Raw genomic sequence first — 14,192 nt, 5'->3', positions numbered from 1 at the left:
CCGAGGGGATCAACCGAGGCTCGCTGATGCTTTCCCGCCGCGTTGTCGATGAGCGAAGGGCTCCCCGGAGCTGGAGCTTCCCGAAAAGGCCCACGCCTGCCCGACCATCCGCGGGTTCTCCCGCGTCGCCCTCTCGCGAGGGAGGCCCGACGTGGTGTGGCACCCACCCGATGCCGGGCCTGCCGGAGCGGGAGCCGGCCGGGAGGTCCCGCCTGGCGAGCGACCCACCAAGCCGACCCGGCGAACTTCGATCAGGGGATCACCAGTCGTAGCTCTCACCGGGTGCTCCCACCCATTCGCCCGCACTGCTGAACGGACCGGCGAAGCCGGGACCGTCGTGTACTCCGCTGACCTCGCGGCGCACGGCCAGCACCTGCGCTTCCTGGTAGAGCGGCAGTGCGACCGCCGCGGACCACAGCACGGGCTCCACCCGCCCGGAGGCGCGCCGGAAGGGAACCTCGCCGGTCGTGGCCGCCTCGATCGTCGGCTGCAGCAGCTGGTCGCAGAAACCGACCATGTTGAACCGGCTCGTCCGTCCCGTGTCGGGATCGACCGCGGGACAACCCCACTGTGCGGCCATGGTGGCGGCGGGGTCGGTGTTCACCGGCCGGGAGACGACCGCGAGGTCGATACCGGCGGAGCTCGGCGGGTCCTGCACACCGGGGTCCGTGGTGAGCATGGTGCGGTAGAGCTCATCACCTTTGGGGGTGACGACGGTGGTCTGGATGTCCTGCTCGTTGAGCTGTTCCGCGACGGAGTTGGCGATCGCCTCGTGGGAGTCCTCCCGGAACTGGGCGGCGATGACCAGGTTCAACGGTGAGCCGTTCCGCATCCAGCTACCACCGCTGTGCTGGTATCCCGCTTCGGTGAGCAGCTGCTCGACGCGTTTCGGCGCGGGACCTTCCGTGGCCTCGCCGGAGGGTTCGGTGGGAACGTAGCCGGGTTGGGAGGGGGCCAGCACCTGGGCGTGCGCGGGAAGGTTCGCGGCGGGGCCGCCACCGGTTCCGGTGTCGATCAGCTCCTGCCGATCCAGCGCGGCCAACACGGCTCGGCGTACCCGGACGTCTTCGAGCTGTGGGCTGTTCGGCCGCAGCAACAGTGTGTTGGTCACCGGAAGGGGCATCGTGGTCAGCTGGACGTCCTCACCGAGAGCGCGCAGCGCCTCCATCGTGGCGGAGTCGGCCGAGAACATCCCCACCTGCACGTTCCCACTGCGCAGTGCGGTCATGTTCTCGGCACGCGCCGCCTTGCGCAGCACGATGCGGTTGGACCGGGCGGGATCGCCCCAGTAGCGCTCGTTGCGCATCAGCACGACCTCGCCACGGTCGAGGTCGAACGTGCGTATGGCGAACGGCCCGCCGGAAGCGGGGTAGCCGTAGTCCAGGGTGTCCGCCCACCCGCCGGGGGCGTCCTTGAGCAGGTGCGCGGGCAACAGATGGTCGAACAGCGATTTCCAGCCCGGATAGGGCTCGTCGAAGGTGACCCGCACGGTTTTCCCGCCCTGGCGGGACTCCACGTTCGAGATCAGTCGGTACCCCACCGGGTTGATCACACCGGGTTGACTGCGGAGCTGTTCCCAGAGGTAGACGAAGTCCTCGGCCGCGAGCGGCGCACCGTCCGACCAGCCGGCCGCGGTGCGAATCCGGTAGCGCACGGTAAACTTCTCGGTGTCCTCGACCACCTCGGCCGATTTCATCAACGTCTCGTTGAGCACCCGCTCGCCGTTCTTGCCGGGTACGAACACCGAGGGGAGCATGAGCTCGGCCAGGGCGTCGGTGACCGGCGACTGGTCGGCCAATACGTGCGGGTTGAAACCGCCGCGCAGTTCGTCGACGCTCGCCACCACGACCTTGGGTTTGGGCGGTTCGGTCGGGAGGTCGGAGCTGGGGGTGGGCGAGGTCGACTCGACCAGCGGCGGTGGCGGCGCGTTCGTGCAACCCGCGAGCACGGTCAACGAGACCAACAGCAGTGAAACGACGGGAAGCACACGACGCCGAGTTCGGTACACGCTGGACGAACCTCCGTTGCGGATCCGGCCGGAACCACGCCCTTCGCGGACGCCCCCCGTATCGGGCGGCGTGGTTCTACCCGCCGCCCCGTCGTCACGTGGTTCCGAACGGACACGACCATGCCACATTCCGAACCGGTTCCACCGGGCGACTCCGCGAAATGGCCGGCACGGGAGCGGTATCCCCTGCCGGCCACCGCCGAAAGACCGGGTTCCGGCGCGAAGCGGCGCTCGGTCAGCCCTGCGAGTCCCTGGACTTGGCCCGGGAGCGTTCCCTGCCGCGTTGGGTGCCGTCCAGGGTGACCTTGCGAATGCGCAACGCCTTGGGCCCGACCTCTACGCACTCGTCCGCGGAGCAGAACTCCAGCGCCTCCTCCAGACCCAGCTTGCGCGGGCGGGCGAGCCGTTCCAGTTCCTCGGACCCGGCCGAGCGCATGTTGGTGAGCTTCTTCTCCTTGGTGACGTTGAGGTCCAGGTCCTCGGCCCTGGGGTTCTCCCCCACGACCATTCCCTCGTAGACGTCGTCACCGGGCTCTACGAAGAAGGTCCCCCGGTCGGAGAGCTGCATCAGGGCGTAGTTGGTGACCGGCCCGGCGCGGTCGGCCACGAGCGATCCGCTGTTGCGGGTGCGCAGTTCACCCGCCCACGGGTAGTAGCCCTCGAAGACGTGGTTGGCGATCCCCGCTCCCCTGGTCTCGGTGAGGAACTCGGTACGGAAACCGATCAGTCCGCGCGCGGGCACCACGTAGTCGAGCTTGATCCGGCCGGTGCCGTGCCCGTCCATGGTCTCCATCTTGCCCTTGCGGCTGGCCAGCAACTGGGTCACCGCACCCAGGTGGTCCTCCGGGATGTCCAGGGAGAGGCGTTCGAAGGGCTCGTGCAGTTTGCCGTCTATGGTCTTGGTGACCACCTCGGGCTTGCCCACGGTGAGTTCGAAGCCCTCCCGGCGCATGGTCTCCACCAGCACGGCCAGGGCCAGCTCACCACGCCCCTGCACCTCCCAGGTGTCCGGACGTTCGGTGTCCACCACACGCAGGCTGACGTTGCCGACCAGCTCGGAGTCCAGGCGGTTCTTGACCAAACGGGCGGTGACCTTGCTCCCGCCGTTGCGTCCCGCGGTGGGCGAGGTGTTGGTTCCGATGGTCAACGAGATGGCGGGGGCGTCGACCGTGATGCGCGGCAGCGGATCCGGCTGCTCGGGGTCCGTGAGGGTGTCGCCGATGTTGATGTCGGGAATCCCCGCGATGGCGACCAGGTCTCCGGCCGATGCGTAGTCGGCGTTGACCCGCTCCAGGTTCTCGGTGACCATCAGCTCGGTCAGCCGCACCTTCTCCACGCTGCCGTCCTCGCGGCACAGCCCCACGGTCTGCCCCTTGCGCAGCTCACCGGCGTGGATCCGGCACATGCCGATCCTGCCCAGGAACGAGGACGCGTCGAGGTTGGTGACCAGCGCGCGCAGCGGAGCCTGCGGGTCCCCCTTCGGGGCGGGCACGTGCTCGAGCAGGGTGTTGAACAGCGGTGTGAGGTCGCTCTCGGGTACCTCGCCCAGCGCCGGGGCGGTCATGTCGGAGCGCCCCGCCTTCGCGGAGGCGTAGACGACGGGGATGTCCAGCACCGACTCGTCGGCACCTACCTCGGCTGCCAGTTCGAGCAGCAGTTCGTGGGTCTCGTCGACCACCTCGGCGACCCTGGAGTCCGGCCGGTCCACCTTGTTGACGACCAGAATCACCGGAAGCTCGGCCGCGAGGGTTTTGCGCAGCACGAACCTGGTCTGCGGTAGCGGCCCCTCGCTGGCGTCGACCAGCAGCATGACGCCGTCGACCATCGACAGGCCACGTTCCACCTCACCGCCGAAGTCGGCGTGGCCCGGGGTGTCGATGACGTTGATGGTCGTCGAGCCCTCCGGGGTCACCCGCCGGATCGCGGTGTTCTTGGACAGGATCGTGATGCCCTTCTCGCGCTCCAGGTCGTTGGAGTCCATCACGCGATCAACGGGTTCGGTGCGCTCGGAGAACGCGCCGGACTGCCGGAGCATGGCATCCACCAGGGTGGTCTTGCCGTGGTCGACGTGCGCGACGAGCGCGATGTTGCGCAGATCGGTACGGGTGCGCTGGTTCGGGCTGGCGACACTGGTGGCGGACACGCAGGAACTCCTGGCTGTCGTACGGGTCGTGGTAACGGCTTCGTTTCGGAAACCACCCGGATGGTTCGCCCGCGACGGAACCGGCGGGTGTGGCCACCGGGGAATCGAGTTCGTGATCACACGCCAGCGGCGTGCTCCCCCTCCGGGGGCCTGCTTCTTCTCCCCCCAGGGTAGTGCACCGAGGCGGTCATTCGGTCGTGTGGCTCGACACCATCGGCCAACGGTTGACCCAGCAGGGTTAGGTTCGCCTATCCTCACCCTTGACTACCGCCCCGCAGGAGGACCACGTGGGAAAGAAGAAGGACACCATCAAGGTGAAACGAAAGTGCTGTCACTCGAAGCCGGCGTGCAAAAGCTGCCCGATCGTGGTACTACGCGAAGCACTCCGGGAGTCCAAGGCGGCGGAAGCCGAAAAGAGCCGAAAGAGGCAGCGAAAGAAGGCGAAGAAAGCTTCCCTCGAAACGACCGAGCGATAACGTCCTCGTTCGAGGACGCCCCTATGCGGAGCACCCCGCGCCCCAGTTCCGACATCCGGATCCGAACGCCCGAATACCGGTAACCGAATCCCGGTAACCGAGTCCCCCATGGCCGGACTCCCCGCATCCGGAACGTGAGCCAGTCCCCCACTCCGCGACCACCCCGGAGCCCGACACCGCGCGAGCGGTGTCGCGAACCGAGGCGGTCCGTCCACTAATCCGCCGTGGTCAGATGATCGGCGTAATCGGCCAGCTCCGGGATGGTTCGAAGCGCCTGGAACTCGATCACCTCCTGCCTGGCCACCTTGTGCACGACGAACGGATCGGTCGCCAGGATGGCGTCGAGCTGCCCACGCGACATCGACCGCGCGATGATCACTCCACCGTTTCGGGGGTGCCGCCTTCCCGAGGCCACGAAGTCTCCGGAGTCTTGATGATGGGACAGCCATTCGGAATGGTCCTGCAACAGCGCGTCCACATCCGCCAACGGGGCCGTGTAATGCACCAGAACTACGTACATTCTTTCACGATAGCGCCCAGCGACAATCGAGGCGAGCAACATCGTTCGACGCCACACTATTCGACCAACCGGAAGAACATTTCAGACAAATACGAATTTTGATCGCAAATCCGTTTCGGGTTATTTTGAATCATGCTTTCCGCCCTCGGCAACCATGATCGTCCGCAACGAGTCGAGCAACAACCGGTCGGCTTCGAGCCACTCCAATCCCGCCAGTCGGGAGAGGCCGATCCAGCGCAGCGCCCGGTGCTCCACCGGAACCGGTGGGTGCGCACCCACCGCGAGCCGTGCCCGCCAAACCCGCAGCAGCATCCCGGACTCCGCCGACAGCGGAATGTCCGTTCCCACCCTCTCCAGCGGAACCACTTCGGTGGCGAGCTCCTCGCGGCACTCCCGGACCACCGCATCCGGCTCGCCCTCACCCGGTTCGACCCTGCCGCCGGGTAGTTCCCAGCTGCCCGCGTGATGAGCGGGATAACGCCGCTGCTGCGCTAGCAGCATCCCGCCCTCGACCAACGCGGTACCCACCACGACCGGTTCGGACGCCCATCCCGAGGCGAGCTCGCGCACCGCGGCGAGATAGGCACTCACTCGCCCGGACAACCACTGCGGAACGCTTTCCCCTGCCACGTGAACCTCGCAACGGGAGCGGTTACCCGTCGCACGCTCCGTCAGGACGAACCCCAGCAGAGCCGAGCCCCGGAACATCGGCGAGTCGAGGCGTAACCGCAGCCCCGCCTCGTCCGCACGCAGCACCGTCCCCATGACGCCACTCCCACCGCCCGCACCGCCCACATCGGCCGCGCCGTCCGCGCCGACGGCGAGTGGGAACCGATCACCGGCCAGCAACAGCTCCCCCACCGCCTCGGACGCTCGTTCCGCCGTCGCGCCGAGAAAGCCGGTCACGGTGCGGGTGTGCCGCAGCGCGGCGGCGACCACGTGGACGGGAGCGTCGAAGGTCAGAGCGGATTCCGGCACGACCGGCATCCTGCCCGTCCCGGCGCGGGCCGGTTCCTCCGGGTCGGGAAGCTCCGCCGGCACCCCGAGAACTCGCCGCACCCCGCTCCGCTCACCGCTTTCGGTCGGGCAGGCGAACCTCGAGCCGCGCGCCCCCTTCCGGGGAAGTCCCCACCAGTGTCGAACCGCCACGCCGTCGGACCACTTCGGCGACCAGCGCCAGCCCCAGTCCCGAGCCACCGCCGTCGCGTGCGCGGTCGGCCTCGGCACGGTAGAACCGTTCGAACACGTGGGGACGGTGCTCCGGTGCTATGCCCGGCCCGTCGTCGTCCACGAGCAGCCGTGCACCCCGGGAAGTCGGCAGCACGGAGACACGCACGACCACCCGCGCGTAACGCAGCGCGTTCGCGACGAGATTGTCCAGCACGGTGGCGACCTCGGCGGACGTGGCCCACACGGTGACGGCGGACAGCGGTGTGGCCAGTCGCACCCTGGTCCCCGTGCCCGCCGTGTTCGCCCGGTCGACCACCAGGCGCGCCGCCGCCACGAGCTCCACCGGCCCGCCCTCGGGGGGTGTCGCGGTATCCGAGCGCGCCAGCGCCAGCAGCCCCTCCACCAGTTCGGACAGGCGCCGGGCCTCCTGCTCGATCTGCAGCAACGTCTCCTGGGCCAGTTCCGGGTCGGGGTGCACCACCGCGACCTCGGCCTGTGCGCGGATCGAGCCCACCGGATTGCGCAGTTCGTGCGCAGCGTCCCCGGTGAACCTGCTCAGCCGCTCGGTGTCCGCGTCACGCCGGGCGAGCATGTCGTTGGTCGCCCGAGCGAGCGAGCGCAGCTCGTCGTCGGCTTCGGGCAGCGGTAGCCGCTCCCCCACCGGCAGCCGTGCGGCGGCCAACCGCATCCGGCGCACCGGGCGAAGGGCTCCGCGTACCGCCAACCAGGTCGCCGTGCCCACGAGCAGCGCGACCACCAGCGATCCGAGCCCGAGCACCCGGTTCGCGGTGGTACGAACGTCACGATAGGCCGAGAGATCCGCCTGGGCCAGCACCAGCAGGGGTTTGCCGCTCGGAGCGGCCACCACGCGGCCCACCCAGCGGACTCCCGCACCGGAATCGGCGGTTCCGCCGGACCTGGTGACTCCCTTGCCGGCTTTCAGACTGTTGATCTCCCAAGGTCGCAGCGCGGTGGTTCCCTTCCCGTCCACCGGGCTCCCCGCCGTGTCCAGCACCCGGATGCCGTCTCCGGCGACCCGTCCGGGAGCGGAACCCTCGGTCAGGCTCTCCGCTGCGGTGCGCGACTCGGTACGAAGCCTCGTGTCCACCGACTCCAGCGAGAGCAGCCCGATGAACGCCCCGCTGATGGACACGATCACGGCCAGCCCCAGCAACGAGGCGAACACGGCGGCGACGCTGGTGCGGAACTGCACGGTTCGCCGCCTCCACCAGGCGCGGGGACCGCGACCGGCCCCGAACCGGAAACGGCGTCTCATGGGAGGACGCGCCCTTCGCGTCGGGTGGGAACAGCGGTGCCGGGAACGGACTCACGCATCGTTCATCCGGTAGCCGTGGCCGCGCACGGTCTCCACCAGCTCACCCGCGCCGACCGCGTCGAGCTTGCGTCGCAGATAGCCGACGTAGACCTCCACCACGTTGCGGGTGACTTCCTGGTCGTTGCCCCACACCGCCTGCAGCAGGTCCTCCTTGGTCAGCACCGTGCCCGGGCGGCTCGCCAACGCGACCAGCAGTTTGTACTCCCTGGGGGACAACGCTATCGGATCCCCGGCCCAACTGACCTTGCGTCCGGAGCGGTCGATCTCCAGTTCACCGACCCGGAGGCTGTCCTGCCTGGCAGGGGTGTCCCCTCTCCGGACGAGCGCCCGCACCTGCGCGGCCAGCACCACGAACGAGAACGGTTTGACCACGTACCCGTCGGCTCCCAGATCCAGCCCGTCCGCCTGGTCGAACTCACCGTCCTTGGCCGAGACCAGCAGCACCGGTGTGTGTATCCCGCGATGCCGTAACCGCTCCAGCACCCGGTACCCGGACAGGCCGGGAAGCAGCACATCCAGCAGAATGACGTCGAACGATCCCGTCGCGCCCTGCCGGAGCGCTTCGTGGCCCTCGGAGCAGACGGTGACCTCCATACCTTCGGCGGACAGGCCGCGACGCAACGCGGTCCGGACCCCCGCTTCGTCGTCGACCACCAGTACTCGGACGGGAGTGTTCTCATGGTTCACGACTCTCAGCATGCCTGCGACACCATCGACAACGCATCGCACGCCCGGTTTCCATCGCGGAAGTCGGCACGGTCCGCCGGGGAGTGGTTCCCGGCGGCAGGCACCACTCACCGAGCGCGGCGCCCCCGCACACGCCCCTGACGGGATCACCGGAACCGTATTCTCAGGATCATCTCAGCGGGACGGGTGCAAGGTGGGTATCGACCGCAAAGAACTCGAAGGGAATCGGATGAGACGCAGGAACATCGCGCTTACCGCGTCGGCCGGAATCGCCGCCGGAGCGCTCGGACTCACCTCCATGACGCTTCCCGCGGGGGCGCAGAGCCCCCAGCTTCCCCAGGTGTCCGCCAACGAGCTGCTCGCTTCGGTGATGGAATCGGATCCACCGGCGCTCTCGGGCAGGATCACCGTGCAGAACGAGCTCGGGTTACCCGCGCTTCCGGGGGCGGGCGAGGCCGGTGAGCTGCTCTCGGGCGGCGAGAAGTCGATGCGGGTCTGGTACGACGGTCAGCAGCGGCAACGGATCTCGATGTCCGACGGCAGCGGTGAGACCACCGTGGTCGACGACGGCAACACGGTGTGGAAGTGGGACTCCGCCGAACGCACCGTGGTCAAGTACCCCCACGGGGAGTCCTCCCGGGAGGACTCCGGGACGGAACGTCCGGAGGCGGACGCTCCGGCGGATCCCTCGGAGCTCGCCCAGCGGCTCGTCGGCAAACTGCGGGAGACCAGCACCGTGCAGGTGGACGGCACCGCGAGCGTCGCGGGGCGGGACGCCTACGAGTTGGTGCTGACACCGAAACCGAACGAACGCACCAAGCTGCGCGAGGTCCGGATCGGCGTGGGAGCCGAGACTCGGATCCCACTTCGGGTGGAGGTCAACGCCAACGGTTCGAGCGATCCAGCGCTGCGGGCCGGGTTCTCCGAACTGAGCACGGGCGAGCAGGACGCGGAGCTGTTCCAGTTCACCCCGCCGGAGAACGCGAAGGTGCGCACCCCAGAAAAGCCCGAGGAGCAGGGTTCCGCCCCCTCCCGGGAGGGGGATTCCGGCCCCGGCGACGGGAACCGACCCCGGATCGAGGGAACCGGCTGGGACACGGTGGTGCTGAGCCGGCTGCCGGAGAGCGCGATGCGTTCGTCCACCGGTGATGGTGAACGGTCCGGACCCGGCGCGGCCGAAACGGGCGGAACCGGCGTTCGCGCCATGGCCGAACGCATGGGGTCGCCGGTCAGCGGCTCGTGGGGCCACGGCTGGGTGATCAACACTTCGGTCGGCTCGGCGGTGCTGACCTCCGACGGCCGGGTGGCCGCCGGTGCGGTTCCGCAGCAGGTACTGATCGAGGCACTGCGGGACTCCTGATGACCGGACCCGCTGACACCGCCGAGGCGGGGGTTACGAGCGCCCCCGCCTCCGGGCGGGAAGAATCGGAACCCGCACTGCGCACCAGCTCGCTACGCAAGACCTACGGCGGGACCGTGGCGGTCGCCGACGTGGACCTGTGGGTACCGCGCGGTGCGGTGGTCGGCATGCTCGGTCCGAACGGCTCGGGCAAGACCACCACGATCCGGATGCTGCTGGGGCTGACCGAACCGTCCGCCGGGTCGGTCGAACTGCTCGGATACCGCATGCCGGACCAGAGCGGTCGCGCACTGCCCTCGGTGGGAGCCCTGGTGGAAGGTCCGGGGTTTCACCCCTTCATGTCGGGTAGGCGGAACCTGCTCCGTTGTGCCGCCATGGAGCCCGCGCTGTACGGCTCGGACGTAACCACGGCGGTGCGGCAGGCACTGGAGCGAGTGGGGCTCGTCGAGGCCGCGGAACGCAAGTACCGCTCCTACTCGCTGGGTATGAAGCAGCGGCTCGGGCTGGCCGCGGCGCTGCTCGTGCCGCGCGACCTCGTGGTGCTCGACGAACCGACGAACGGCCTGGATCCGGCGGGTACCAGGGAGGTACGCCGAATAATCGCGGAGTTGCACGCGAGCGGGACGACAGTGGTGGTCTCCTCACACCTGCTGTCCGAGGTGGAGGCGACCTGCACCCATGCGGCCGTACTGCAGGCCGGGTCGCTGATCGCGCAGGGCGAGTTGGCGACCCTGCTGGAGTCCGGCGGGCCCAATCTGCTGCTCCGGGTTTCCGACAACGAGTCGGGGCTGGAGACACTACGGCAGAGCGGCATACCGGCTCGCGTGGAACGGGGAGAACTACGAGTGGAACTGTCCGAAACGGACGCACCCGAAGTGGTCGCGGCACTGGTACACGCCGGGATCGGGGTGCACGAGGCACGCCGGAACCGTGCGGGCCTGGAGGAGATCTTCGCTCGACTCACCGAGGGGGAGTCATGACGGGAACGGCCTCACGGGTCGAGCTGCCGTCCGGCATCCGGCAACGCACTTCGGCGCCGTTCGGACGAGTGGTGAGCTCCGAGCTGAGTTGGATACTGCACCGGCCGCGCAATCTGCTCGCGCTGCTCGGGCTGGCGTTGATCCCCGTCCTGATCGGAACGGTGCTCGCGATAACCGGAGGACCTTCCGGTGGAACGGGACTGTTCTCGGCGGTCGCGGGCAACGGGCTTGTCCTTCCGGTGCTGGCCCTGATGCTGACGCAGAACCTGCTGCTGCCGTTGATCACCGCGATGGTGGCCGCCGACGGACTGGCGGGCGAGGCGGCCAACGGTACGTTGCGCGGGCTGCTGCTGGCACCGATCGGCAGGGTGCGGCTGGTGGTGGTCAAGGCACTGGGCGTGCTGCTGATGGTGGTGCTCGCCGTCGGTGTCGTCGCGTTGAGCGGAGTGCTGACCGGACTGCTGATCGTCGGCAGCGACGGTCTGGTCACCCTGTCCGGCACCACTCTCCCGCTGGGTGAGGCACTTGGCAGGGTCGCACTGGCAACGGCCTGGTGCGCGGTGCAGATGGCCGCGGTCGGCGCCGTCGCGCTGGCGATATCCGCGACGACCGAGCACTCGCTGCTGGTGCTCATCGCCACGGTGGGGGGATTGATCGTGTTCGGGGTGCTGGAGGCCATTCCGTCCCTGGAGTGGCTCAAGCCGATCTTCATAACCGCCGACTGGTACTCCATCAGCGACGTACTGAGTGATCCGATCCGCTGGAACAATCTGGTGGACGGACTGTGGCGCGCCGGTTGCTACACGCTGGTGGGCTTTTCGGCGGCGGTGGCACGGATGGCCACCAAGGACACCTGACCCGACCGCGAGGAAGGTTTGTCCGTAGCGGCGCGGCGATTTCGCGGGAAATTGACAACGACCGGGCCGTACCGTCCCACCTCCCCCAAGATTTCCCGAGCGGGAAATCGACGCCCGCCGAGCGGGCTCAGCGACGTCGTGAGTCGGCGGCCGTGGCGGAACGGTCGCCGACGGACATCAACCGGTTGGTTCGAGCAGCGGACGGATGTCACCCGATAGAACACGAGCATCGCTCGGATGGTCGTAGCAACGCACTACTCCGAATTGCCAACCTGCTCCTCGGCATCCCGCAGTCGACAGAGTAGGCGGACCGATGGTCGCTTTCACCTACCCGGAGTTCTACCTGCCCCACCCCGCCCGGCTGAATCCGCACCTGGAACGTTCCCGACGTCACAGCACCGAGTGGGCGGAGCGTATGGGCATGTTGGAGGCTCCCAAGCCGGGAGGTGGTGTGATCTGGGACCGGCAGGCGCTGGAGAAGATGGACTACGCGCTGATGTGCGCCTACACCCATCCCGACTGTGACGGGCCGATGCTGGATCTGATCACCGACTGGTACGTGTGGGTGTTCTTCTTCGACGACGACTTCCTCGAGCAGTTCAAGTACTCCCGGGATCTGCGCGGCGCCCAGCGGTACCTGGACAGGCTGGACCTGTTCATGCCCGAGGCGGACCAGCAGGCCCCGGAACCCGCCAACGCCGCGGAGGCGGGGCTGCACGACCTCTGGCAACGCACCGCACCGTCGATGTCGAGCGGTTGGCGCAGGCGATTCACCCGCAGCACCCACAATCTGATGGTCGAGTCGATGTGGGAACTGGACAACATAACCCGGGGCAGGATCGCCAATCCGATCGAGTACGTGCAGATGCGGCGCAGGGTGGGTGGTGCGCCGTGGTCGGCCAACCTCGTGGAGTGCGCCGTCAAGGCGGAGCTGCCGGACCACATCACCGCTCTTCGCCCGATCGAGGTGCTGTCCGAAAGTTTCTCGGACGCGGTGCACCTGCGCAACGACCTGTTCTCCTACCAGCGGGAGGTCGCCGAGGAAGGCGAGAACTCCAATGCGGTGCTGGTGTTCGAACGATTCCTGGACTGCACCACACAGCAGGCGGCCGAGCTGGTCAACGACCTGCTGACCTCGCGACTGCAACAGTTCGAGAACGCGGCGCTGCACGATGTTCCCGCGCTGTTCGCCGACAACGGTCTTCCCGTCGACGAGCAGGCCCGGGTGGCGGCCTACGTCAAAGGACTGCAGGACTGGCAGGCCGGTGGCCACGAATGGCACGCCAAGTCCAGCCGCTACACCAACGAACAACTCGAATCCCGGGAGAGCCCGGTGCTGGGAGTGCTGGGCGGCCCGAACGGGCTGGGAACCTCGGCGAGCGGGCTGCACACCTCCACCGTGGCGATCGGGGTGGCGCACCGCTCGCGGCAGCACTCCCACCACCCGTTCGAACGGGTGGGACCGCTTTCCCTGCCCGAGTTGGACATGCCCTACGCCTTCCGCACCAGTCGACACATCGACACGGCACGCGCCTACGCGGTCGACTGGGCGCGCGGGACGGGAATGTTCGACTCGGTGCCCGGGGTCGAACTCGGCGGCGTCTGGGACGAACAGCGTTTCGTGAATCTGGATCTGCCGCACTGCGCCTCGATGATCCACGCCGACGCGGAGCTGGACCAGCTCAAGCTGTCCTCGGACTGGCTGGCCTGGGGAACCTACGGTGACGACTACTTCCCGCTGGTGTTCGGGGCCACCCGCAACGTGGCGGCAGCCAAGCAGCAGGACGCCCGTCTCCCGGCCTTCATGCCGCTGGACATGAGCGACACACCGGAGCCGAGCAATCCCGTCGAACGCGGCCTGGCGGATCTGTGGCAGCGCACCGCCACACCGATGTCCCCCGCTGCCCGTGACGAGTTCCGCAAGGCAGTGCTGGACATGACGTCGAGTTGGGTCTGGGAGCTGGACAACCAGACGGCCAACCGGATACCGGATCCGGTGGACTACATCGAGATGCGTCGCAGAACTTTCGGTTCGGACATGACCATGAGTCTGTCCCGGCTCTCGGCGGAGAACTCGATCCCCCCGGAGATCTACCGCACCCGCACGCTGCGGGAACTGGACACCGCCGCACAGGACTACGCCTGCTTCGTAAACGATCTGTTCTCCTACCAGAAGGAGATCGAGTTCGAGGGCGAACTGCACAACATGGTGCTGGTGGTGCGCGACTTCCTGGGAGTCGACCAGCAACGTGCACGGGACGTGGTGGGAGAACTGGCCAACTCCCGAATGGCCCAGTTCCAGCACATCATCGCCAACGAACTGCCAGGGCTGTACGAGCAGTTCGAGCTGGGCGAGGACGTGCGGCGCCAGTTGGAGCGTCACGTTGCGGAGCTGCAGGACTGGATGTCGGGCATCCTGGAGTGGCATCGCCGCTGCGTGCGCTACACCGAGGCCGAACTGCGGCGTATCGCGAATCCCTTCGGTTTCGGCTTCGGCCCCACCGGCCTGGGAACCGCCGCCGCCCGGATCGCCTGACCGGGAATTTCCAGCGGTGGTACCCACCCGAGGTCGGAGCTCCCGTGATGCGCAGGCGGTGGAAGGCTCTGCCGGGCACACCCACGGAAACCGGGTCGAACCTACGTGAACTCGCTCTA

General features: G+C 68.1%; 10 protein-coding genes. 4 read left to right on the top strand and 6 right to left on the bottom strand.

The genetic code is table 11. The features are described from left to right. Window positions 1-259 precede the first annotated feature (259 nt). The 6 genes from BLR41_RS01805 to BLR41_RS01780 all read right to left on the bottom strand — a co-directional run bounded on the left by BLR41_RS01805 (window position 260) and on the right by BLR41_RS01780 (window position 8,352). Window positions 260-1,987, bottom strand: coding sequence for an ABC transporter family substrate-binding protein (locus BLR41_RS01805; protein ID WP_245693712.1), 1,728 nt, complete (start codon window positions 1,985-1,987; stop codon window positions 260-262). 256 nt (window positions 1,988-2,243) lie between these two features. Beyond that, window positions 2,244-4,151: a translational GTPase TypA gene (gene typA / locus BLR41_RS01800; protein WP_092625677.1), complete on the bottom strand. Its 1,908-nt coding sequence runs from the start codon at window positions 4,149-4,151 to the stop codon at window positions 2,244-2,246. Between the two features lie 690 nt (window positions 4,152-4,841). Next, window positions 4,842-5,147: a YciI family protein gene (locus tag BLR41_RS01795; RefSeq protein ID WP_092625675.1), complete on the bottom strand. Its 306-nt coding sequence runs from the start codon at window positions 5,145-5,147 to the stop codon at window positions 4,842-4,844. A gap of 120 nt (window positions 5,148-5,267) precedes the next feature. After that, the gene (locus BLR41_RS01790; protein WP_218119850.1) at window positions 5,268-6,125 is read right to left on the bottom strand and encodes a (deoxy)nucleoside triphosphate pyrophosphohydrolase; all 858 of its coding nucleotides are present in this window, start codon (window positions 6,123-6,125) and stop codon (window positions 5,268-5,270) included. 91 nt (window positions 6,126-6,216) lie between these two features. Continuing rightward, window positions 6,217-7,530: a sensor histidine kinase gene (locus BLR41_RS01785; protein ID WP_245693710.1), complete on the bottom strand. Its 1,314-nt coding sequence runs from the start codon at window positions 7,528-7,530 to the stop codon at window positions 6,217-6,219. A gap of 114 nt (window positions 7,531-7,644) precedes the next feature. Further along, entirely contained in the window at window positions 7,645-8,352 is a 708-nt protein-coding gene (locus BLR41_RS01780; RefSeq protein ID WP_092625671.1) for a response regulator transcription factor, read from the bottom strand. 217 nt (window positions 8,353-8,569) lie between these two features. On the opposite strand from BLR41_RS01780, the gene BLR41_RS01775 reads away from it, so the two are divergent. From BLR41_RS01775 to BLR41_RS01760, 4 genes are all read left to right on the top strand, one after another. After that, entirely contained in the window at window positions 8,570-9,700 is a 1,131-nt protein-coding gene (locus tag BLR41_RS01775) for a LolA family protein (RefSeq protein ID WP_092626049.1), read from the top strand. Further along, on the top strand, window positions 9,700-10,680 hold the full coding sequence (locus tag BLR41_RS01770; protein WP_092625669.1) for an ABC transporter ATP-binding protein: 981 nt from the start codon (window positions 9,700-9,702) through the stop codon (window positions 10,678-10,680). The genes BLR41_RS01775 and BLR41_RS01770 overlap by 1 nt, the downstream gene beginning before the upstream one ends. Continuing rightward, complete coding sequence (locus BLR41_RS01765) at window positions 10,677-11,537, top strand: ABC transporter permease (protein WP_092625667.1); 861 nt, start codon at window positions 10,677-10,679, stop codon at window positions 11,535-11,537. The genes BLR41_RS01770 and BLR41_RS01765 overlap by 4 nt, the downstream gene beginning before the upstream one ends. Window positions 11,538-11,850: 313 nt before the next feature. Beyond that, a complete protein-coding gene (locus BLR41_RS01760) occupies window positions 11,851-14,073 on the top strand; it encodes a terpene synthase family protein (RefSeq protein WP_092625664.1) in 2,223 nt (740 codons plus the stop codon). Window positions 14,074-14,192 lie beyond the last annotated feature (119 nt).

It is taken from the genome of Actinopolyspora mzabensis (assembly GCF_900101095.1).
Classification (GTDB): Bacteria; Actinomycetota; Actinomycetes; order Mycobacteriales; family Pseudonocardiaceae; genus Actinopolyspora; species Actinopolyspora mzabensis.
This window is presented reverse-complemented; position numbering and strand designations above follow the sequence as displayed.